At 53.3% G+C, this 21,046-nt stretch carries 30 protein-coding genes and 1 riboswitch; of the genes, 19 read left to right on the plus strand and 11 right to left on the minus strand.

Annotated elements, in window-relative coordinates:
* Positions 1–38: 38 nt before the first annotated feature.
* The gene (locus tag KNP76_RS10665) at positions 39–437 is read right to left on the minus strand and encodes a VOC family protein (protein ID WP_034816256.1); all 399 of its coding nucleotides are present in this window, start codon (positions 435–437) and stop codon (positions 39–41) included.
* A 93-nt stretch (positions 438–530) separates the two neighbouring features.
* Here KNP76_RS10665 and KNP76_RS10670 point away from each other — a divergent pair, with 93 nt between their 5' ends.
* Positions 531–1,010, plus strand: a complete 480-nt coding sequence (locus KNP76_RS10670) for a GNAT family N-acetyltransferase (protein ID WP_214844516.1) — start codon at positions 531–533, stop codon at positions 1,008–1,010.
* Here the strand turns inward: KNP76_RS10670 and KNP76_RS10675 are convergent.
* The 3 genes from KNP76_RS10675 to KNP76_RS10685 form a co-directional block, all read right to left on the minus strand.
* Positions 1,005–1,277 (minus strand): hypothetical protein, encoded by a 273-nt coding sequence (locus tag KNP76_RS10675; RefSeq protein ID WP_214844517.1) that lies wholly within the window; start codon positions 1,275–1,277, stop codon positions 1,005–1,007. The two genes, KNP76_RS10670 and KNP76_RS10675, sit on opposite strands and share 6 nt — an antisense overlap.
* Positions 1,278–1,344: 67 nt before the next feature.
* Positions 1,345–1,830 (minus strand): energy coupling factor transporter S component ThiW, encoded by a 486-nt coding sequence (thiW, locus tag KNP76_RS10680; protein ID WP_214844518.1) that lies wholly within the window; start codon positions 1,828–1,830, stop codon positions 1,345–1,347.
* 62 nt (positions 1,831–1,892) lie between these two features.
* Positions 1,893–1,991: riboswitch (TPP riboswitch) on the minus strand.
* A gap of 45 nt (positions 1,992–2,036) precedes the next feature.
* The gene (locus KNP76_RS10685; RefSeq protein ID WP_251137442.1) at positions 2,037–2,759 is read right to left on the minus strand and encodes a hypothetical protein; all 723 of its coding nucleotides are present in this window, start codon (positions 2,757–2,759) and stop codon (positions 2,037–2,039) included.
* A 232-nt stretch (positions 2,760–2,991) separates the two neighbouring features.
* Between KNP76_RS10685 and KNP76_RS10690 the strand changes: the two genes are divergently transcribed.
* The 8 genes from KNP76_RS10690 to KNP76_RS10725 all read left to right on the plus strand — a co-directional run bounded on the left by KNP76_RS10690 (position 2,992) and on the right by KNP76_RS10725 (position 9,455).
* The gene (locus KNP76_RS10690) at positions 2,992–3,531 is read left to right on the plus strand and encodes a ribonuclease FAU-1 family protein (protein WP_214844520.1); all 540 of its coding nucleotides are present in this window, start codon (positions 2,992–2,994) and stop codon (positions 3,529–3,531) included.
* A gap of 50 nt (positions 3,532–3,581) precedes the next feature.
* Entirely contained in the window at positions 3,582–4,712 is a 1,131-nt protein-coding gene (locus KNP76_RS10695; RefSeq protein WP_214844521.1) for a tetratricopeptide repeat protein, read from the plus strand.
* Between the two features lie 10 nt (positions 4,713–4,722).
* Positions 4,723–5,157: a GNAT family N-acetyltransferase gene (locus KNP76_RS10700; RefSeq protein ID WP_214844522.1), complete on the plus strand. Its 435-nt coding sequence runs from the start codon at positions 4,723–4,725 to the stop codon at positions 5,155–5,157.
* A gap of 131 nt (positions 5,158–5,288) precedes the next feature.
* Entirely contained in the window at positions 5,289–5,723 is a 435-nt protein-coding gene (locus KNP76_RS10705) for a MarR family winged helix-turn-helix transcriptional regulator (RefSeq protein ID WP_034816242.1), read from the plus strand.
* A gap of 36 nt (positions 5,724–5,759) precedes the next feature.
* Complete coding sequence (locus KNP76_RS10710; protein WP_214844523.1) at positions 5,760–6,752, plus strand: ring-cleaving dioxygenase; 993 nt, start codon at positions 5,760–5,762, stop codon at positions 6,750–6,752.
* Positions 6,749–7,387 carry an NADPH-dependent FMN reductase gene (locus tag KNP76_RS10715; protein ID WP_214844524.1) on the plus strand — a complete coding sequence of 213 codons (639 nt, stop codon included), beginning with the start codon at positions 6,749–6,751 and terminating at the stop codon, positions 7,385–7,387. Before KNP76_RS10710 ends, KNP76_RS10715 begins: the two co-directional genes overlap by 4 nt.
* Positions 7,388–7,515: 128 nt before the next feature.
* Positions 7,516–8,583, plus strand: a complete 1,068-nt coding sequence (locus KNP76_RS10720) for a saccharopine dehydrogenase family protein (protein WP_214844525.1) — start codon at positions 7,516–7,518, stop codon at positions 8,581–8,583.
* A gap of 80 nt (positions 8,584–8,663) precedes the next feature.
* On the plus strand, positions 8,664–9,455 hold the full coding sequence (locus KNP76_RS10725) for a GNAT family N-acetyltransferase (protein WP_034807842.1): 792 nt from the start codon (positions 8,664–8,666) through the stop codon (positions 9,453–9,455).
* Between the two features lie 28 nt (positions 9,456–9,483).
* Here the strand turns inward: KNP76_RS10725 and KNP76_RS10730 are convergent, their stop codons facing one another.
* Positions 9,484–10,269: an SDR family oxidoreductase gene (locus KNP76_RS10730; protein WP_034807840.1), complete on the minus strand. Its 786-nt coding sequence runs from the start codon at positions 10,267–10,269 to the stop codon at positions 9,484–9,486.
* Positions 10,270–10,351: 82 nt separating this feature from the next.
* Positions 10,352–10,666: a hypothetical protein gene (locus tag KNP76_RS10735; RefSeq protein ID WP_214844527.1), complete on the minus strand. Its 315-nt coding sequence runs from the start codon at positions 10,664–10,666 to the stop codon at positions 10,352–10,354.
* A 153-nt stretch (positions 10,667–10,819) separates the two neighbouring features.
* On the opposite strand from KNP76_RS10735, the gene KNP76_RS10740 reads away from it, so the two are divergent.
* The 3 genes from KNP76_RS10740 to KNP76_RS10750 are packed head-to-tail and all read left to right on the plus strand — an operon-like array spanning position 10,820 to position 12,236.
* Positions 10,820–11,122, plus strand: a complete 303-nt coding sequence (locus KNP76_RS10740) for a hypothetical protein (RefSeq protein ID WP_152545895.1) — start codon at positions 10,820–10,822, stop codon at positions 11,120–11,122.
* 59 nt (positions 11,123–11,181) lie between these two features.
* Positions 11,182–11,655: an LD-carboxypeptidase gene (locus tag KNP76_RS10745; protein ID WP_214844543.1), complete on the plus strand. Its 474-nt coding sequence runs from the start codon at positions 11,182–11,184 to the stop codon at positions 11,653–11,655.
* Entirely contained in the window at positions 11,652–12,236 is a 585-nt protein-coding gene (locus KNP76_RS10750; protein ID WP_214844528.1) for an NUDIX hydrolase, read from the plus strand. The genes KNP76_RS10745 and KNP76_RS10750 overlap by 4 nt, the downstream gene beginning before the upstream one ends.
* Before the next feature lie 13 nt (positions 12,237–12,249).
* Here KNP76_RS10750 and KNP76_RS10755 read toward each other — a convergent pair whose 3' ends face one another.
* On the minus strand, positions 12,250–12,777 hold the full coding sequence (locus KNP76_RS10755; RefSeq protein WP_371816214.1) for a GNAT family N-acetyltransferase: 528 nt from the start codon (positions 12,775–12,777) through the stop codon (positions 12,250–12,252).
* Positions 12,778–12,927: 150 nt separating this feature from the next.
* Between KNP76_RS10755 and KNP76_RS10760 the strand changes: the two genes are divergently transcribed.
* The 3 genes from KNP76_RS10760 (at position 12,928) to KNP76_RS10770 (ending at position 14,978) form a co-directional block, all read left to right on the plus strand.
* Positions 12,928–13,647 carry a GNAT family N-acetyltransferase gene (locus KNP76_RS10760; RefSeq protein ID WP_251137443.1) on the plus strand — a complete coding sequence of 240 codons (720 nt, stop codon included), beginning with the start codon at positions 12,928–12,930 and terminating at the stop codon, positions 13,645–13,647.
* Positions 13,644–13,823, plus strand: a complete 180-nt coding sequence (locus tag KNP76_RS10765) for a hypothetical protein (protein ID WP_034816227.1) — start codon at positions 13,644–13,646, stop codon at positions 13,821–13,823. The genes KNP76_RS10760 and KNP76_RS10765 overlap by 4 nt, the downstream gene beginning before the upstream one ends.
* A 168-nt stretch (positions 13,824–13,991) precedes the next feature.
* Positions 13,992–14,978: a M23 family metallopeptidase gene (locus KNP76_RS10770; RefSeq protein WP_034807825.1), complete on the plus strand. Its 987-nt coding sequence runs from the start codon at positions 13,992–13,994 to the stop codon at positions 14,976–14,978.
* Between the two features lie 58 nt (positions 14,979–15,036).
* Here KNP76_RS10770 and KNP76_RS10775 read toward each other — a convergent pair whose 3' ends face one another.
* Positions 15,037–15,579, minus strand: a complete 543-nt coding sequence (locus tag KNP76_RS10775) for a TraR/DksA C4-type zinc finger protein (RefSeq protein WP_034816226.1) — start codon at positions 15,577–15,579, stop codon at positions 15,037–15,039.
* A 141-nt stretch (positions 15,580–15,720) separates the two neighbouring features.
* Between KNP76_RS10775 and KNP76_RS10780 the strand changes: the two genes are divergently transcribed.
* The 4 genes from KNP76_RS10780 to KNP76_RS10795 are packed head-to-tail and all read left to right on the plus strand — an operon-like array spanning position 15,721 to position 17,381.
* Complete coding sequence (locus tag KNP76_RS10780; protein ID WP_214844532.1) at positions 15,721–16,245, plus strand: GrpB family protein; 525 nt, start codon at positions 15,721–15,723, stop codon at positions 16,243–16,245.
* A 55-nt stretch (positions 16,246–16,300) separates the two neighbouring features.
* Complete coding sequence (locus KNP76_RS10785; RefSeq protein WP_214844533.1) at positions 16,301–16,603, plus strand: hypothetical protein; 303 nt, start codon at positions 16,301–16,303, stop codon at positions 16,601–16,603.
* Positions 16,600–17,091: a GNAT family N-acetyltransferase gene (locus KNP76_RS10790; protein ID WP_214844534.1), complete on the plus strand. Its 492-nt coding sequence runs from the start codon at positions 16,600–16,602 to the stop codon at positions 17,089–17,091. The genes KNP76_RS10785 and KNP76_RS10790 overlap by 4 nt, the downstream gene beginning before the upstream one ends.
* A 35-nt stretch (positions 17,092–17,126) precedes the next feature.
* On the plus strand, positions 17,127–17,381 hold the full coding sequence (locus KNP76_RS10795) for a hypothetical protein (protein WP_245175486.1): 255 nt from the start codon (positions 17,127–17,129) through the stop codon (positions 17,379–17,381).
* Positions 17,382–17,407: 26 nt separating this feature from the next.
* On the opposite strand, the gene KNP76_RS10800 is transcribed toward KNP76_RS10795, so the two are convergent.
* The 3 genes from KNP76_RS10800 to KNP76_RS10810 form a co-directional block, all read right to left on the minus strand.
* Positions 17,408–18,265 carry a pirin family protein gene (locus tag KNP76_RS10800; RefSeq protein WP_214844535.1) on the minus strand — a complete coding sequence of 286 codons (858 nt, stop codon included), beginning with the start codon at positions 18,263–18,265 and terminating at the stop codon, positions 17,408–17,410.
* A 106-nt stretch (positions 18,266–18,371) separates the two neighbouring features.
* Complete coding sequence (locus KNP76_RS10805; RefSeq protein WP_214844536.1) at positions 18,372–19,616, minus strand: hypothetical protein; 1,245 nt, start codon at positions 19,614–19,616, stop codon at positions 18,372–18,374.
* Positions 19,617–19,628: 12 nt separating this feature from the next.
* Positions 19,629–20,891: a hypothetical protein gene (locus tag KNP76_RS10810; protein WP_371816215.1), complete on the minus strand. Its 1,263-nt coding sequence runs from the start codon at positions 20,889–20,891 to the stop codon at positions 19,629–19,631.
* Positions 20,892–21,046: the final 155 nt, after the last annotated feature.

The raw sequence follows: 21,046 nt of genomic DNA on the forward strand, positions 1-21,046 counted from the left end.
AAACATCACGGTGTACAAAAAAAGTGAGGCGCGTCGCCTCACTTGATTAAAAACGAGTCCCGAAGTTCGATGATCGTGCCTTCCGGGGCTTTTAATTTGCTTAAATAGCCGTCGACGACGAAGTAGATGTTGCCGCCCTGTTTCGGTAAGAACGGTACATCGAGCGCCTCGAGCCGTCGCACTTCTGTTTCGAGGTCGTCTACGTACAGAGCGAAATGGACAGGGCCGGCCACGTGTTTCGAATAGGGGGTCAACGTCTCGTCGACTTTTGCCGTCTGGAGCTCGATGTAAAAGTCGCCGAGCTTGAGCCAGCTATTGAACGCCCGTGTATGAAAGTCAGGCGATTCCTGAACGAGTTCGAATCCAAGCGCTTCATAGAATCGTTTAGACGCCTCATAGTCGGGCGTTTGGATGCAGAGATGGTGGATTTGTTTCATCGTATCACTCCTTTCTTTTAGTTTAGCGAATCCATATTGGAAACGGAACTTTTCATGGGCAAAGGGCGTATAGGATACCGGGGAGGCGAAAGGATGGATACGGAAGTGTTAACGATTCAACCGGTTGATAACACGAACCGGGACGTCGTCATCGGCTTGACCGTCGCTGCGGAGCAGTCCCGCTTCATCGAAACGAATGCGGAATCGCTTCGCGAGATGGAAGTCGACGTCAAATACGCGTGGCAGTGCTATGCGCTTTGTCTCGACGAACGACCGGTCGGCTTCATGATGATTGGGGCGGAGAACAAAATCGACCGCTACGTGTGGCTCGACCGTTTTATGATGGATGCGCATGAGCAAGGACGGGGGCTTGGATCACGTTTTCTACAGTTGGCGCTCATCTTCATTCAAGACCGATTCGACGTGGATGACATCGTCCTCAGTTTACACGCGGCAAATGAACCGGCGAAGCGGTTTTATCAGCGAGGTGGATTCGTCGATAGCGGCCGCATCGACGAATGGAACGGAGAAGCGATTTGGGTGTATCACGTCAAACAGGGACAACCGTCATGAGGCGGTCGTCCCTGTTTTCGTTGTGGTCGCTTTAACCGAATTCCCGGCCATGAAGAAACAGATGATGGCGATGAAGCCGAAGAGAGGGATGAACCAATTTTGCACCAACAGATCCATGACGGTCGGTTCCTCAGGCCAAACGCCTGTAGCGACCAAGGCGTGCCAACGCGTATACGCCGCGATGCGCTCTAACGTAAATAACAGGGCGGTGATTACAAGAGCAGTCGCTCCAATCACCCCTGACTGTAATCGAGTCAATACGGTCACTCCTTTCGAATGATATACCCTTATTTTACCATTCGTTTGAACGAAAAGGAGAGGCCAAATGAATCAATTATTGCTTGAGAGCAGGCCGCAACTGTTTGACGCGAGCGAGCACAATCCAGCCGAGTAAGGCGCCGGTCACGCTCGAGGCGAGGAAGGCCGGGAAAAAGAAGAACGCGCCGAACTCAGTCCCCATCAAGATTTTCGCGTAAGGCACAGCGATGAGCGAGGCGATGACGCCCGTTCCAATCACTTCACCGAGTGCGGCGAAGGCGACGCGGTTCGTCTTCATATAGAAGATTCCGGCGAGAATTGCACCAATCATGCCGCCAGGGAACGCGAGTAGGGAACCGGTTCCTGTCATGACCCGAACCAGTCCGGTCACGAAGGCGACAAGGACGGCACCGAGCGGGCCGACGGTGACCGCCGCGATGACGTTCACCATATGTTGGATTGGGAAAGCCCGGGCGACTCCGGTCGGAATCGAGATGAACAATGAGCCGATAATCGCGATGGCGACGAGCATCGCCATCCAAGTGAGTTGTTGAATACGCATGGATCAGTCTCCCTTCAAAATGAAAACGCCACTTCTCCAAAAGGAAAAGTGGCGTGGAACAGACGAATCCCATGCCACTTCCCTACGCTGGTATGAGCCAGATCAGGTTCAAAGGGTCCGGCGTTTGCCGTCTCAGCCCGAAGGCTCCCCTAGTGGTCGTTTATTCGTTTAAGTATAACATAGTGTCATCATAAGCGTTCGATGGTTCATTCGTTCTTCTCGAGCAGATGTTTGTAATCGATTTCGTTCCAGAACAATGGCGCGATGGACTCGGGCCCTTTAAAGATTTCCCCGTCTCGGTCGTAGACGATGGCATACCCGCTCTTGACCTCAAACACAATCAAATCCGCGGTCACTTCGGTCACGCCGTCCCCGGCGATGATGATATCCTTGAGCGGCTCGCGGGCGATTGATACGCCCCATTCGTCGAGCTCGACGATGAGTGCGGACGTGTAGGCGTGACGATCGTAAATCGATTGAAACGCATCTTGTGTCAACGTGACGTCTTCCGGTGGGGCGCTCGTCCCATATTTCCGTTTCTCGACCTCCTCGACGAACTGTAAGAACGACGTTTCTTGCCAGAAGAGCGGGGCAATCGCTTCCGTCCCGTTCGCAATCAACCCGTCCTCGCCTTCAAACACCGTGGCGTACGTTCCATCGTCGAGTTGGAACGGATAGACGTCTGCATAAGTGTGGTGGATGCCGTTACCAGCGATGACGACCCGTTCGAACGTCTCACGATACGGCGTGAGTCCGTTCGCCTTGAGGGTTTCAAGTAATTTTTCGGCGACTTCATGTTGGTCAAAAACGTCCTTGAAGTCCTCCCGAGTCCATTCGGTCATGATTTCTGGCGCAGGTTCGTTCGAATCCGCTGGAATGACCGGCTTTTCGATTGGATCGGTACAGCCTGCAAGTAACAGTAGGCCCAACCCGAATATAAATAAACGTGTCACATTGCACCCCTTTGATTATACAAATTTTACCTATTCATAAAGAAGCGTAGCATGGATGGAAACGGATGAGAACCTATACACGTTTTCGTTGTGGTGTAGTAGGGCGTGATCCTGTCAGGTTAACTGAACAGAATCTGTACGACTGAACAGGGAACTGTCGGATTTTGGCGAACTGTTAAAGCAAACGAGCTATGAAGGAGCGAGTACGATGCCAAAACGAAAATTTGCCAACCGACGGGATTGGGAGCGGATTCTTGAACACCGCTATGCCCAGATGGACGTCCATGACGAACATTTCTCAGGGACGGTCGCCTTGTTTCAAATCGATGCGGTCCGGGCCCCGCAGTATAAGCAACATAACGGAGAGGAATTCATCGTGGCCGACGCCGGCTTTGCGTGGCTCCAATATTTCCCGGACAATGAACCGTTTGGGGTGACGGTCATGTTTGATGACACGGGTCACATCGTCCAGTGGTACATCGATATCGTCCAATCGATTGGCAAAGAGGACGGAATCCCCTATATGGACGACTTGTTGCTCGACATTTTAGTCTTCCCGAACGGGGACATCGTCCGAAAAGACGAAGATGAATTCGAGGAAGCGCGGTTGACGGGCGAATTGACACCGGAGCTCGTCGTCACCGGCTGGCGTGACTTCGAACAGACGCTCGACCGTATCGAGCGCCGTGACTTCGTCTACTTTGACCTTGCACAAGGGCATTACGAGACATTGAAGCAAATGCTTTGAACGTGCGGCTTCCTTTGATACAGTGAAAGAAAAGCGCAGGGGGATGAACCATGAAACAGATTGACATCGATACGTGGCCACGAAAGAAGCATTACGAGTTTTTCAAGGCGTTCGCCGCCCCACATTTTAACGTGACGGCGACGCTCGACGTCACAAAATTACATACGCATGCGAAGACGACCGGACAATCGTTTTTCAAGCTGTTCTTATACGGGGTGGTCAAGACGGCGAACACGATTCCGGAATTTCGATACCGCATGCGCGGAGAGACCGTCGTCGAACATGACGTCGTCCATCCGTCGTTCACCGTCATGATGGACGGGGACGTCTTCAATTTTTGTACCGTCTCGTTCAAAGAGTCGTTCCCTGCGTTTATGGACACCGTCGCGTCGCGAATGGAGGAGGCGAAGCGAAACGTCTACGTCGGAGACGAGGAGTCGGATGATTTACTCTTTATCACGAGTGTGCCGTGGGTATCGTTCACGAGTATCAGCCATCCGATCAACGACGAGAAGCACGATAGCGTCCCACGCATCGCCTGGGGAAAGTTCACGGCAACGGGTGACCGAATGATGATTCCACTCTCCGTCCAAGCCCACCATGCCCTCGTCGACGGCGTGCACGTCGGCCGATTTTACGAAGCGCTACAGGCGTGGCTCAACGACTTGAGCGATTTACAAGTGCCGATCCGCGTCGAAGAGGAAGGACTCGACGAAGCGATTCGCCTTCGTGAGAACGGGGAACTCGAACGTGCCAAACAACTGCTCCTCATGTTGCTGCGCCAAGATGAGAAGAACCCTCGCCTGCACGCGCACTGTGCGTGGTGCTATGACGCACTCGGGGAAGAGCGACAAGCCGTTCCGCATTACGAACGGGCGATTCGCCTCGGCCTCACCGGAGACGAGTTACGGGAGACATACATCGGGCTCGGCAGTACGTACCGGGCACTCGGACGTTACGACGATGCCGAAGAGTTGTTCACGAAAGCGATTGAACAGTTCCCAGACATCGCGGCGCTCAAAGTGTTCCAAGCAATGACCCGTTACAACCTCGGACGTCACAGTGAAGCGACCGGCACGTTGCTCGAACTGCTCGCAAACCCGAATCCGGATGACAGCATCAAACGGTATCGTCGCGCCATCGCGTTTTATGCGCGTAACTTGGACGAGACGTATGATTAAGGAGGATCGAATGATCACGCTACAACCAATCACAGAACAAAACTGGTACACGTGTTGTCAGCTCACGTTGAGTGACGCGCAACAAGCGTATATGGAACCGAACGCGATCTCACTGCTACAGGCGATGTATGAGCCGACGCTGCGAGCGCGCGCGATTTATGAGGACGAGACGATGGTCGGGTTTCTTATGTACAACACCGTGCTCGAAGAATTGGGCGCGCGCTGGGTGTATCGCATCATGATTGACCACGCGCACCAAGGGAAAGGCATTGGCCGTCAGGCGACCGAACTCATGCTCGATGAAATGGGGCAGTTCGGCACCGAACCGATTGTTGTCGGCTATCATCCGGACAATACGGGTGCGCATCGATTATACGAAAGCTTGGGCTTCGTCGATGAAGGCGATCGCTTCGGGCGGGAGATGGCGGTCATTCGCCGCGCGTGACAAGACGAGGCAACTCGTCTTTTTTTTGAGACAAAATGATTGACCCATCAAATTTGTCATGTTATATTTATCTTGAATTAAAGATAATGAAATTTAAAGTATTGTTTTCTCTCAGCAGAGGAGGGGAACACATGGAACAACGGCAAACGTTAAAAGCCATCACGGTGTTGCTTCGGGCCTCGCAATCGATTCAAGACGTGGTCAAGCACGAAGTCGCCGAGTACGGGCTGAACCCGACCGAATTCTCGGTGCTCGAACTGTTGTATCATAAAGGCGATCAACCGATTCAAACGATCGGCAAAAAAGTGTTATTGACGAGCGGGAGCATGACGTACATCGTCGACCGGCTCGAAGCGAAAGGATACTTGATTCGCAAAGCATGTCCGAGCGACCGGCGCGTTACGTATGCGGCGCTAACTGATGAAGGTGACGCCCTCATGTCGCGCATCTTTCCAGCTCATGAACAACGGATGGACGATCTGTTCGACGGACTCGATTTAGCAGACACGATTACTCAATTGAAGACGATTGGCAAACGCGCCGAAGCGTCAAAAAATTTTAATTAATTATCTCGAAATCAAGATTTTGAAGGAGCGATTACGATGAATCATGTAAAAGGAATCCACCACGTGACGGCGATTACGAGTAGCGCCGAGAAGAACTATGACTTCTTTACGAACGTCCTTGGAATGCGTCTCGTTAAAAAGACGGTCAACCAAGACGACATCCAGACGTATCACTTATTTTTCGCCGACGATAAGGGGAGTGCCGGAACGGATATGACGTTCTTTGATTTTCCAGGGATCCCAAAAGGCGTGCACGGGACGAACGAAATCGCGAAGACGTCATTCCGCGTCCCGACCGATGAAGCCCTCACGTATTGGGTGCGCCGCTTCGACCGCCTCGGCGTGAAGCATGAAGGCATCACTGAGCAATTCGGTAAAAAGACGCTCGCATTCGTCGACTTTGACGATCAGGCGTACCAACTCATCTCAGATGAGTTCAACAGCGGTGTCGCCTCAGGGGAACCGTGGCAAAACGGACCGGTCCCGCTCGAATACGCGATTACAGGCCTCGGTCCAATCTTTATCCGCATCGCGGACTTTACGTATTTCAAACAAGTGATGGAGCAAGTCATGTTGTTCGAAGAAATCGGACAAGAAGGCGATGCGCATCTCTTTGAAGGGGGTGAGGGTGGAAACGGAGCGCAAGTCGTCGTCATCCATGACGAGACATCACCAGTCGCGCGCCAAGGGTTCGGAACTGTGCACCACGTTGCTTTCCGTGTCGATGACCGAAGCGTCCTCGATGAGTGGACAGCACGATTACAACAGTTCGGGTTACCGACGTCAGGCTATGTCGACCGCTTCTTCTTCGAATCGTCTTACGCTCGGGTCGCGCCACAAATCCTGTTCGAATGGGCAACGGACGGACCAGGATTCATGGGCGATGAGCCGTATGAGACGGTCGGTGAAAAATTGTCACTCCCGCCGTTCTTAGAACCGAAACGGGAACAGATTGAAGCAATGGTTCGACCGATCGATACGGTCAGAAGTACAAAAACGTTTGAGAAAGAATATGAGGGAATGAAATGAGCTTTTTAAATCGTTTATTTGGTAAACAAGAAGAACCAACCAACTCACAAGGAGGAACTACTATGTTAAACATTGGAATCGTACTCGGATCTACTCGTGAAGGACGCGTCAGCCCGCAAGTCGGAGAATGGGTGAAAGAACTCGCAGACAAACGCGGAGATGCGAACTATGAAATCATCGATATCGCAGACTTCAGCTTGCCACTTCTCGGTGAGCCAGGCGGCGACGCAACAGGTGCTGCAGCATGGTCTAAGAAAATCGCAGAGATGGACGGGTTCGTCTTCATCGTCCAAGAGTACAATCACTCGATCACAGGTGCCCTTAAAAACGCCCTCGACTACTTACGCGACGAATGGCACAATAAAGCAGCCGGGATCGTCTCATACGGTTCAGTCGGCGGTGCGCGTGCGACTGAACACTTACGCGGCGTGTTGAGCGAGCTCTTAATCGCCCACGTCCGTGTCCATCCGGCGCTCTCGCTCTTCACAGACTTCGAGAACGGGACGCACTTCGCACCGAAAGACGTTCAAGTTCAATCAGTGAACGATATGCTCGACCAGCTCGTCCCATGGACAGAAGCGATGCAGTCGGTCCGTGCCAAAGCGGCAGAAGCCATCGAAGCTGCAAACAACTAATAGATCGATCGACCAGCCTTTTCATGGGGCTGGTTTTTTTGTGTTCTTTTCAATTGGATTGCTGTCGTGTATCGTCTGTGAAAGAAGGGAAGAAGAGAAGATACATAATTATTGAAGGAGGAACAACGATGAAATGGATGATTTATGGCGCGAACGGTTATACGGGTGAACTGATTGCTCGTCAAGCGGTGAAGGAAGGATTGACACCTGTGCTCGCCGGAAGACGCGCCGAAGAGATCGAACGGCTCGGTCAAGAACTCGGGTGCGAGTCACGCATCTTTAGTCTATCCGTCGACAAAGCGACGGAGACGTTACAGGATATCGACCTAGTGCTCCATTGTGCCGGTCCGTTCACCGATACGAGTCAGCCGATGGTCGAGGTGTGTCTCGCCTCACATACACATTACCTCGATATTACCGGGGAAATCGAGGTGTTCGAATACATCCACTCGAAAAAACGGGCCAAACTTGCACAAGAAGCAGGCGTGTTGCTCTGTTCTGGTGTCGGGTTCGACGTCATCCCGACCGACTGCGTGGCGCGAAAATTAAAAGAACTCATGCCCGACGCGACGAACCTCGCCCTTGGCTTCTCGGCGGCGTCCGGCATCTCGCGCGGGACGCTGAAAACAGCCATCCGCGGTCTCGGGTCGAGCAGTGCCGAGCGGAAAGATGGAGAATTGACGCCATTCCCGCTTGGGGCGAAACGGCGTCACATCGACTTCGGACGAGGGAAAAAGACGGCCATCGCCATACCGTGGGGCGACGTCTCGACAGCTTTCTACACGACAGGCATCCCGAACATCACGACGTGGGTGCCGGTTCCGCCTGTCTATGCCTATGGCGCGCGGCTTTTGGCGTGGTTCGGCCCGATTCTCGGCAGCGACGTGGTACAAGGGAAACTGCTCCGCTACGTCGATGAACATGTGACGGGACCGGACGAGTCGGAGCGAGCGCGGTCCTCGACGCACGTCTGGGGTGAGGCGACGAACGCCTCGGGTCGAAAAGTGATCGTCCGGATCAAGACGGCGAGCACGTATGCCTTCACCGTGAACGGGGCGCTCGCCGTCGTCAAGCGTCTCGTTCATTCGGGGCATATCATCCCGGGCAGTTTCACGCCGGCGATGCTGTTCGGGTCACATTTCATCGAAGAGATTGAAGGGTCTTCTTCATTCGTTGTCGACGAGGTTCGGTTATAGTCCTGGACCTGTAACGGAATCACAATCTGTTCCGAGATGAAATGTGCTACACTCGAGACAGAGTAAAGGGAGGGATTGAGATGAAACGCTTAGAATTGGCCAGACGAATCGAACGCATCAAAGCGGAAGGGACGTCTGCTTATATTCGGCACCGTAAACAAACCCCTCCCTATGAAGGTTCAGAATTGATTGTTGAAAACAAAGGACACGTCTTCCGGATGGGCAATATGAGTTTTGCTGTTGGCTTCGGCTTGAATCGTCCGACGAGTTTTTATGATTTGCATCAGATGGAGAAGTGGGTGCGCGGAAAAAATGTGTCCCGGCTCCACGTCGAGGTGTGTCCGCTCGCGGATATGTCGCTCATCCGGTTGCTCCAGGAACGGAACTACACGCTCGATCATTTTCTCGACGTCTGGCTGTTGGACGTAACGGAGATGGAGGCGGCCCCGGCCCAAGAAGTCGAACGGGTCGATGCCGACAACGTCAATGAATGGGCGCGTGCCGTCGCGGCTGGCTTCGCCGAGACGGGGACGATTTTACAAGAGACGGTCGATACGGCGAAAGGGTTTTATGCGTTACCAGAAAATCAGGCGTTTCTCGTCCGTGAAGGCGGCAATGCGGTGGCGGGCGGCATCCTTGCCGTTCAGGACGGCATGGGTGAGCTGTTCCTGACGAGCACGATTCCGGCTTATCGCGGGAAAGGCTATCAGACGCAATTGATTCTCGAACGCATCGCCCAGGCGAAAGCGTCCGGTTGTCAGTACGTGACGGTGACGACGAAAGTCGACTCGACTTCGGGTCGCAACATGGAGCGGCTCGGCTTCCAACCGTTTTATCAAAAAGCTGTCATGAAAAGCCCGATCCTCAAATAAAGGTCGCCCCGCGGGGCGACCTTTATCGTTATAGTAAAGATTCCGCGCCGTCGACGTACACTTCAGAACCGGTGACGTGGCTCGACATACTGCTCGCGAAGAACAAGACGACGTCCGCGACTTGTTTGGCGGAACCGGACTTTCCGGCGAGCGGTTGGTTGCCTTCCGGATATTCAATCGGGATGACGACTTCTGCGAGCAACGCGTCATCCCGGTTCGTCGAGTCATCGATGTTCGTATCGATGGCACCTGGACAAATCGAGTTGACCCGAATCCCGAACTGGGCGAGCTCGGCGGCCGCCATTTTGGCAAACCCGGTCTGACCCGCTTTCGTCGTCGCATAGCCGCTAAAACCAAAGTTTTTAAAGTAACGGTTCCCGTTGATGGACGAGGTGAGGATGACGCTACCGCCCTGGTCCTTCAAATGCGGGATGGCATGTTTCACTGTCAAGAACGTGCCCGTCAAGTTCGTCTCGACGACGCCGTTCCAATCTTCAAGCGACAAATGTTCAATCGGTGTGATCGTCCCGTTGCGCCCGGCGTTCGCGAAGACGATGTCGAGTCGTCCGAAGCGATCGATCGTCTGTTCATAGGCACGTTTCATTTCTTCCTCGTTCGCCACGTCGGCGCTGATGCCGATCGCTCGCTCTTCTCCAATCAAGCTTGCGAGCTGTTCGGCGTCTTCTAACTTCAAATCGACGATGGCGACTTTTGCGCCGGCCTGAACGAACCGGATGACCGCGGCTCGACCGATTCCGGATGCCGCTCCGGTGATAAAGGCGACTTTCCCTGACAACAATGTATTTGAGATCATTCAATTCGCTCCTTTCTGCTACCTTTTGTCATATTCCACTGTTTGTACAAAACTATGCTCGTTTTCGAAAATTGCTCTCGCCTCAATCCGATGTGACATGAATCGAGACGGCGATATTCAAATTGCCTTCGGGGACGAGTTCGACCGTGACGTACTGACCGGTCCGCAGTTGTTGTACGTCGTCCGCTAGTCCGGTCACGACGGTCTCATCGTTAATCAATACCGTCCGCAACTTCATTTCGTTGCCTGTATCGTCGTTATGCCCAATCATGAGTTGAGGGATGTTGATTTGTTCGATACGCCCTTCGATGCGATTGTCGTCGAGCGTAGTGGCCCAGAAAAAGACAGCTAAACACAACCCGATAAAGGTGAGGGCAAAGATGAGTCGCGTGCTCATGGGGGGTGCCTCCTCTGTGAAAGCCCGTTCCGATGGTGTCTAATCCTTATTTACCCGGAATTGGGGAATCTAATTGGAGAAGCTTTACAGGAATTTCATTCCCTCGTGCGGAATGTATACCTCAACTTATGATGAAGCGGAGGAGCAGCGATGGTGCTATTCGGGATAGTCGCAGGGGTTGTATGCGGATTGATCGCGTTCGGCTGGTGGACGATCGGGTTTCCGAGGCGGAGACTTGTGGGGGGAGCCGCGATGTTGTTGACGGCGTTCTTGTTCTCGCCACTCGCCCTCGTTCATAGCGGGGAACGGTACGGCTTTGATGGTGTGGTCGTCGGGCTCATCGCGATCTCACTCGTCGTCGGCGGGGGGTTCTTCTTTACGGCGCTCGGTTGGACGGGACGGGTGCGCAAAGTCCGCAAAGTTCGGACGCTGTCCGAAGACCCGGATTTGTTTTGAGATAGGTTGTTAGCCTCCACGTCAAACCTCTACAGTGAGGAGAGAGAGGTGTGAGTGAGATGACAACATACAAGAAACCGAACGTACTGCAACCGGGGGACACGGTAGGGGTTATGACACCGTCCTTTCCGGCTCCGGTCCGTTTTCCAGAGCGCTATGAACGTGGCCTTCAGCAATTGCGACAAATGGGATTCCGTGTAATCGAAGGCGCGTGTGCACAAACGACGGAAGGATATCGTTCGGCGTCGATTCAAGCGCGTGCAGACGAAATCAACGCGATGATTCGAGATCCTGAAATAAAGGCGATCATCAGCACGATCGTTGGAAAACATGAACACCTCGATACGGGCGGGGCGACGTTTTCGTTTGAATCATTGTTACTCGAGGTGCTGGGAGACATAACATTTCCAATCATGACGAACGTGGACATCGGGCACACGTTTCCGTCACATGTTTTCCCAATCGGGGTGGACGTCGAGCTCGACGCGACGAACGGTACCATCACACTGTTAGAGAATGGGGTGACACGATGATTGAATTTCTCACCGTCGTCGATGAACGACGCAAGAAAATCGGCTTAAAGCAACGGGCTGACGTCCATCGCGACGGCGATTGGCATGAGACGTTCCACTGTTGGATTATCGAAGGGGACCAACTCTTCCTCCAACTGCGGAGCGCGACGAAACAGGATTTCCCGAATCGATTCGACATTACAGCGGCCGGCCATTTGGCGGCCGGTGAGACGGTACGCGATGGGGTACGGGAGATTCATGAGGAGCTCGGAATCGAACTGACACTCGATCAATTGACCGTACTCGGCGTATACGAGGATGTGATCGAGACGGAGTCGTTCCTTGACCGTGAATTTGCGCACACGTACGTCTACGCATACGCCGGAGAACCGTTCACGCTCGAATCGGATGAAGTGGCAGACATCGTCACGGTCCACCGTGAACGCTTCTTTGCCCTCGTCGCAGGAGAAGTGGCGTCACTCGACGCGTCGTCGCTCGTGAGCGAGGCCCGGTACACGTTGACGAAACAACAACTCGTCCCGCATCCGGACCGATACTTTCAACAGGTGAGAATAGGAATTGATGGGGAACGCCATGATTGATGTCGTCTGGCAACTATTGAACGTCATCCTTATCCTCGGGATTGGCGGCTTGTTCATCTGGTGCTTTCGCCGTTGAGGCATGAAGCGGCAACGACATGATCCGTTGTAGACCGACGGGGCCGTCGATGCGACGCCCGGTATCGATGAAGCCGACTTGTTCGTATAAAGCGAACGCTGCTTCATTCTTCAAATTGACCGAGAGCACGACTTCCCGAATCGTCGGAAAGCGTGAACGGACATAGTCTGGCAGTATGGTTAGCGCGGTCTTGGCGTAACCGTTGCGCTGTGATCTATAATCGATGGAAAAAGCGGAAAGTAACAAGGCGTCCGTGCTGTCCGTGTACGATGTCACCCGTTCCGTATCGTGCAGTAAAAAGAACCCGACCGGATTATCCGCTGTGATCACGACCGGGTAGACGCCTTCCGGGAGCGGATCGTCGAGGTCACGTGGGAGTGTCGTGTACTTCTCTTGTTCGAGCGGAAGTGAGAACGTTTCAAGAGCAGGCCAATGCATAGCATGGAGCGGTTCTAATCGAATCATTGCCATCGTTCCTCCTTATGCAGTATCTTTTTTATTATATCGAACAACCGGGAAAGGAATAAACAGATGACAGCTCATCACATCACCTATCGACAAAACCCACCGTTACATGATTTTTATATAGCGTTCATGGACGGATTTTCAGACTATATGATTCGCTTTGAAATGGATGAAGCCACGTTCGAGTCGGTCTTTCTCGTCCGCGATCAAAATCAACCGTCACGCTCGATCGTGGCCTACGCTGACGATCGACCCGTCGGCGTCTTATTGAGTGGCATCGCGCGACTTGAGACCGGCTGGGTGACGCGATGTGGCGGCTTAGCCGTGGCACCAGGTTATCGTCAGCTCGGGATCGCGCAGGAGTTGATGCGCCGTTTTGACGAACAGGCACAAGGGACACGGTTGCTCGAAGTCATTCAGGGCAATGACGCAGCGCTCGGTCTCTACGAACGTCTCGGGTACGAGGTCGTTCGGGAAATCGTCTACTACCAAGCTGCGGTGACCGCTTCGTCGGCGACGATTGAAGAGGTTTCGATCAGCGAACTGTTTGACCACCATTATCCGAGCGGGGCCCATCGTCCGATTTGGCAACGCGACGTGCGCACGACCCAGCAACAGGCGACGCTCTTCCGTGTCACTGAAGGAGAGCGGGAAGGGGCGCTCTTGTTCCGGGACGCGGTCCTACTCGACGTGTTCGGCCGGGACGAGGACGCTGTCTGGTTGTTGCAGGCGGCCGCATCCAAACAGCCGGTCCATTTGACGCTCACATCGGACCGGGCGGCATTCGTAAGCGCCGCGGAAACGCTCGGCTTCGTCAAAGATGCGATAGCCCAATATGAAATGATGAAACAAGGAGGCGAACGTGGATGATCCGTTACTTGCCGGTGCTCATGATTGCCTTGATTGTCGGCAATCTGTTGACAATCCTCGGTCTGACGACCAACTTGTCCCCATTAACGACACGTCTTTTTCTTATCGGCGGCCCGTCGATGACTGTCATTGCGGCAATCGCCATCGTCGTCATCGTACTGAGGGCGAAAAAATAAAGGTTTGAAGTTTTGATGAAGATTATGAAACCATCGTTTCGTGCTGTGATAAAATCGACATATAAATGAAATGGTTCATATATTGAACTTTTTAGGTGGGGTTGGTATATTCGAGCATGTAGCTTTTTATAGCTAATGAATGATCCCATTTGGAGGTTTTCTTTATATATGTTGAAACAATTCATGATTACGGCAGGCGTCGGTGTGTTCATCTTGAGCGGTGCGCAGACGGCGTCGGCAAACGACATCACTCCGGCAACACTTCTCAATACGACGAAATCGATTGAAAAAACCGAGCAAGAAGTAAAGCAATCGAAGCAAGCCGTAGCCAAAGCCGAGCAACAAATCGAACAGATTGAAGCGAAAGCGGAGACGCTACAAGCAGAAATCGATGACGTGACGAAGCAGATTGATGCCTATCGTGATGAGCTTGCTCCGGCAGACGCTTCGCTATTCCAGCAAGTGTTATCGTCGGTGTTGCCGAGCGCGAAAGCCGAAGCGGCAGAATCTGAGAAGCAGCACCAGGCGATCTTGAATCAAAAGGCGACGGCGAAAAAAACGCTCGACGATTTGTCGGCGCAACAAGAAGAAGTCACGGCTTCGAAGGAAGAGACGCAGTCTGCTTATGCAGCCGCTGCCGAACAGATGAAGGCTCAATCAAATAAATTGAACGATTTGAAGAAACAGCATGCGGCGATGGCCCCGGACAAGTTCATGATGCCGGCGAACGGTCGGCTCTCGCAAGGGTTCGGCCCGGCGAGCGGTCAGTTCGGCTATACGTTCCATAACGGAATCGATATCGCGGCGAAAGTCGGGACCCCGATTTATGCTGCGGCAGACGGAAAAGTCATCGAAGTGAGCGGACGTGGGCCATACGGCAAGCACGTCAAAATCGAACACAACATCGACGGTCAAAAATGGACGACAGTGTACGCCCACATGCATAAAATCGACGTGAAGAAAGGGCAGACGGTACGCCAAGCCGAAGGCATCGGCCAAATCGGTAACACCGGCAACTCGTCAGGTCCACATTTACACTTTGAAGTGCATAAAGGTAGTTACTCGTTCTCTCCGAGTTCGGCCGGTAACACGGTCGACCCGATGAAAGTCGCTGAGCTGCTCGGCGGCGCCTCGGCCGTAAAGGCCACATATTGACGCAACGGATTCGTTGCGTCTTTTTTCATGCGAAAAGGCCGCCGAGGGCGGCCTTTCGTCATTCGCGTGTCGGGTCGTGGTTGCCTTCGCTATCGGCAATCGTATCCGAGCTACCGAAGTCCTCGACTTGGCTGAACGCGTCTGTGCTTTGATTGATATCGTCACTGCCATCGAGCTGTTTATGGCGCGCCGTCTCCGACGGATTAAGAACGTCCTCTTCAACGGGACGTGCTTGGTTCGTCTGATGCTCTGCCTCTTCCTGGGCGCGGGCGTGCTCGATGCAGAGCGTCGTCTCAGGGATGATTTCGAGGCGGTCGAGTTCGATTTCTTCTCCGCACACTTCACACGTTCCATACGTCCCGTTCTCGATGGCGATGAGCGCCTTGTCGACATCGGTTAAAAATTCTTCGTCGAGCTCTGTGAGCGCTTGATCGCGCTCGCGCAAGAAGAGCTCTTCGCCTGAGTCGGCCGGGTGGTTATCGTAATGCGACAGCTCGCCTTCGTCATACACTTCTTCTCGATTTTCCATATAGCCTTCTGTCTTTGCTTTCTCTTTTAACAACCGTTCTTTGAACGTGTTGATTTGTTCTTGTGTCAACATCCGTCTCACTCTCCAGTTCTGTTTTCATTACTATGCCTTTCCCATTTCAGAACCGAACAAACCATCTTCGCCTGTAACCGGCTTCCAAAACGGGTATGATAAGAGAAGAGAATGAAGCGTATGCAGAAAGGAGGATTCATCATGAGACGAGTCGAGGTTGTACCGTACGACCCACAGTGGGTGGCGCGGTTTGAAGAAGAGGCAGACCGGTTGAACCGTCTGTTTGAAGGAGAGATGGTCGCAATCCATCATATCGGTAGCACGTCGGTTCCGGGGCTTGATGCCAAACTGATTATCGACATCATGCCCGTCGTTCGAATGATTGAGCAAGTCGATGAACTGACGGGGCATATGGAAGCGCTCGGGTATCGAAGTTTTGGGGAACACGGAATCCCGAGACGTCGCTTTTTTGCGAAGGGAGACGACGTGCGAACGGTCCACGTCCACGTGTTCGAGGCTGGTAATGAAGGGGTAACCCGTCACTTGGCGTTTCGCGAATACTTGAAGGCGTTCCCCGACGTCCGGGAGACATATGCGGCCTTGAAACGAGCGCTCGCCGAGCAACATCCGACGGATATCGAGAGTTATATCCAAGGGAAGCAAGAGTGGGTGTCGGAGACGGAACGCGTTGCCACGATTTGGTATATGGCGGAACAAACGAAATGAAACGTTTTGTATCGTTCTCACGTATAAGAGAGTAACAACGAAAGGAAGTGAATCGATGAAACGATTTCTTGGGAAATGCATCGAGTATGCGTTCGTAGGCGTATTGTTTGTCGGCTTTTATTTTGGGATCAGCTTTTTGACGGAGACGTTTGGAGGGGCGAATAATCAAATTCTCATTCTATTTGGAATGGCGTTTATCGCATTTCCGCTCTCTTTGCTCGGTGGCTACATGCTCGCTCGTCCGATTCAACACCGGCTCCATGGCAAGCCACAAAGTGGAAAAGGACATGCGCTGCGTGGCAATGAAAAACCGCACGGTGTGACGGAAGACCGCAGCCAGTTCTATAACGGACAATGAAATTAGTTAAGACGAATGATGCAGACTTGATTGCGACACTGAACCGACCGATCCATGAGCGACACGTCGCGCTCATGCCACATTTCTTCGCCTCGTACGATTATGAACGCGTACGTAAAGCTTTCGCCGAGACGATCAATCGAGCGGGGCATCATTTCCTCGTCGCCGAGGTGAGCGAGGAACCGGTCGGCTACATTTGGATGCAAGAAGTAACGAGTGCATCAAACGCATTCAAAAATGCGACGCGGACGTTATATGTGCGACAAATCAGTATCAATCCGAGCCATCAGCGGTTTGGCTATGGCCGTCAGATGATGGGTTACGTGGAGAAGTGGGCCCGTGCCCACGATTTTCCTACCATCGAACTCGACTATTGGGTCGCCAATGAAGACGCCGCCCACTTTTACGATGAGCTCGGGTTTATCGCCAAGCGTCAAGTCGTTGTGAAATCTGTAGAAACGAAGGAGAACGAGAAATGGAGACCGTAATTTTTATATTAGGTGTACTTGGAGTAATCTCCTTGATGCTATTCATGTCGAACCAGTGGATGGGGTACGAGAAAGGCAATATCGTCATGACGCTCGACGAGCATTATACGAACTTGAATGAGTATGTCCCGGCGATTTTGACAAAGTTATATGAGAATGGGAAGTCCGCGCACTATTTGGGTGATCGAAAGTTTGAAGTAGACGGGAAACGTTACGTCTTGTTCGAGCGGACCGTCCCAATCGGACACGTCCCGACACAGCAGACGGTGTTGAAGCCGGACAAAGAGTGAGCCACGCATCGCGCGTGGCTCACTGTTTATTTCACAGCAGGCGGGCCGAAGACACCGGCATGATAGTCACGAAACGCTTGGCGAATCTCGTCTTCCGTGTTCATGACGAACGGACCGTGGGCGATATAGTCTTCACGGAGCGGGACGCCCGAATAGACGAGTAGCTTCGCCCGGGACGTCGCGGTGATGGAGAGGGTGCTCTCACCCTCGTTCGCTTCGTCGAACGTCAGCGTCGCGACATCTGTCTTCTCAAGCGGTGTCGCGCTCGAACCGAGATTGACGGATCCGGCGAGGACGTAGGCGAAGGCGTTATGGTTCGTCGGTAAGACGTGGTCATACGTCGCTCCTTCGCGCAGTTGAATCTCGGTCATCGTGATCGGCACGAGGCTCTGCATCGGTCCGGTGACGCCCGCGACATCGCCCGAATAGACACGCACGTGTCCGCCATCGATTGGGACGACCGGCGCGTCCTCCAAGTAGACGTTTTGATAAGACGTCGTCGTCGTTTTAAGTGTTTTCGGCAAATTGAGCCAAAGTTGTAACGTATGGATCAAGTCGTCGGCGACGGCCTCCTCGGCGTGACGAGCGGCCCATCCGGCGTTCATATACTGTACGTCGCCCGCATCAAGAATCGAATGCCCGCCATGGTTGTCGATGTGTTCGAGCCGGCCATCGATGACGTACGTAATCGTCTGAAAGCCGCGGTGCGGATGGTCGGAGAACGTCCCGCGCTTGAACCAATCTTCGGCCATCAAAATGAACGGGTCGAACTCGGCTTTACGCTCCGGTGGTAACACCCACCCTTGTTGAACGTGCGGATAGCCGTTTTGTTTATAGGAGACGCGCCAACTGTCGGCGACGTCGCGAACGAATCGTGTCGTCATCGAATCCACTCCTTCATGTCATTTGTTTCATTGTCGCACAGTTTCGGTTTGTGCTTGGACGATGTTGCTTACAGAACGTGCAAAAGACAGACGGGAAGACCGTCTGTCAGTAAGGGGCGAGCGACAGCCACGTGGCGCTGTCCTCGGAGTTCAGCTTGTAATGTTTGCCTTCGGTCGTGAGGAAGACGTCCGTTTTTTTCGAGCGCTTATGAAGCGTCACCTCGAACGTTTGGGACGTCACGCCCTCGATTAACGTGAACAACGGATAGTCGGACGGCTCGCCGCTCCGTTTGACCGGTTCAGCCCGTGCCACGATCTGTTTTAACGTCGCACCGTCCGTCGTCAACGTCTGAACCGCGTCTAAGGCATGCAACTCGGTCTTTCCGGACAACGGCGTCTTGTGGAAGTAACCGATTGTCACTTCCTCATCGGCTGTCATCGTTGCGGCGTCGACCTCGGCTTGCGTCATCGTGACGGGTGGCTCATAGCGGAGCGAGATGGTCTGCTCGACGACTTCTCCTTCGACATCATAGGAAAGTTGCCAGAGCGGGTACGTCTTCCCGAACTCGAGCGTCTCAGGTAACGGATACGTGTCTGACAATGTCGGGACGCCGCCGTCAGGCACAGGGTCGAGCGGCCACTGCGATGTGTTCACTTCAGAAGATTCAAAGAGCGCCGGTTGGACGAACCCATTCATCTCAATGATATGAAGCGAGAGTGTCACATGTTGCAGACCAAGGCTTGGTTCGTAAGGTCGAGAGAATGTCGTCGATGCGTCCTGCGTGTTTACCTCGATCGAAAGCGTCGTGAGCAGGGGGGCCTGTAACGCCACAAACGGCACGTTGAACGGTTTGAACTCGAAATATGGAGCGTCATCCTCGAGTTGTTCAAGAAGCGTCTGTTGCGTATCGGCGGACACACGTGCTGAACGCGGTCGAAGCGGCTCAGGGGCTGCTTCACGATAGGCAATCGGCATGAGTTCCGGGTCGATTTGTTTCACATACCGGCTGTGGCCGGTCTCGCAGTAGGCGTATGCCGCTTCGTCGTCATGGAAGACGGTGAGGCCTGTCAGGGGCGAGACCATCTCGGGTGAGAACCGCGAGAAGCTACGATATGACGCATCGAAGACGAACGGGCGGTCCGGTAACGACGTGACGTCCGTCTCGTCGCAAATCGTATGGACGGCTGTATGCTCCGTCTCGTCCATCTGTGTCAACGTCTTTCCGACCTCGAAGCGATAGCCGTCAAACAAGAGGGGGCGAACGTTGAGTTCGAGCGCCGTCTCCTCTTCCGTGCAACCGCTCAAGGCCAAGACGGAAAGTAGAGACGCGACTATGCTGATTTTGCGCACAAGATTCCTCCTTTAGTCGTCAAAGCGGTCGTGCCATTTGTTCGCATCGTCCCGTAATAGCTTAAAGTGGGACCCGGTCTTTGTATTCGTCAACACGACGTCGTCACCTCGATAACCGACGTCGAACGTTTGGGCGCAGATGCCTTCGAATACGGTCAAGTAAGGCATCGAGGCCGGCTCACCCGGTTCGGTCGTCGCTTTCGAACGTTCGATCGCCTTGAATATGAAGCGCGTATCGTCGGCCGATACATGCGTCAAGAACGAGGCATCTCGCGATTCGGTGCCGATTAAAGCGAGTTCATGAAATACGGCATGCTGCCGGTTCGAGAATTCGGCTCGCATCTCACGCTTCAACGCCTCGCCTCGCAACAGGATCGGTTCGTGATACGTGATGGAGACAATTTCTTTATGCGGGACGTTGTCACGCATGAACGAGAAGCTAAACAGTGGATACCGTTCGCCTGAGACGAGCGTCGTCGGGAGCGTCTCGGTTTGACGGACACCGAGCAAGCGGTCGAACGAGGCGTCTTCCGGTCGTCGCACCTCGTCATACCCCTCCTGATTCGGGGAGGTGTAAACCCCGTACGCGTTCATCTTCTCGGTTGATTCCAATCCGAATCCGATTGAACGAAACGGCTGACGTGAGGCGGCGTCGATTGGAATTGTGACACGCTCATTGCCTTCTGACGATTCGAACGTCAAATCGAACGACCCGTTGAACGGCATCGTGACATGGACGAGCGTTTGCTCGAAAGCGGTCCGTGTCGGATAAGGCTCGTTGCCGAACGGTTTATCCATTTCCTTTAAAAACTGTAACCGCTCGTGGGGCTGGGCGTTGCGCAGTTTGGCGACGGCTGGATAGGTGACGGCTTGATCGCGGAACGCGGCAAGACTATCGGGGACGGCATCGATTTGCTTCATATAGGTGATTGTATCGACCTGACATTCGACGAACGTCTGATTCTCCGCCTCAAAGAACGTGGCGGTCGGGAAGACTTGGGTCGAACTGTTGGTCGTCAGCGGTTGTGACAGCGTGACCGTGCCGATCCAACGGCGCTCTCCTCTTGGTGCGAGGGCGAGGGCGTCTTCCGGGTAGCAGGCGTCCAAGACCGTCGTCCGATCGGCCTCGGTCATCTCAATCAATTGACCGGAAGGCAGCATCGCCCGTCCTTGATAGTACTCTGGGGCTGTATGTAAGCGAAACGCTTGCTCTTCTTCACATCCGAACAAAAACGTCAATATGGCAAGTGTACAGAAAATCAGGTACTTTTTCACATCGGTGCTCTCCTTCAATGAATAACTTTCATCATTTTAGCACCAATTTTTTGTGACTTTAGACTTAGGAAAATTAAAGTGATTTTGATAAAAAAAATCGAAAAACCCGCTCGACTTGAACTGAGCGGGTCCTTTTTACACTTATGGATATAAAA

Source organism: Exiguobacterium sp. s150 (assembly GCF_018618435.1).
Taxonomy (GTDB): Bacteria; Bacillota; Bacilli; order Exiguobacteriales; family Exiguobacteriaceae; genus Exiguobacterium; species Exiguobacterium alkaliphilum.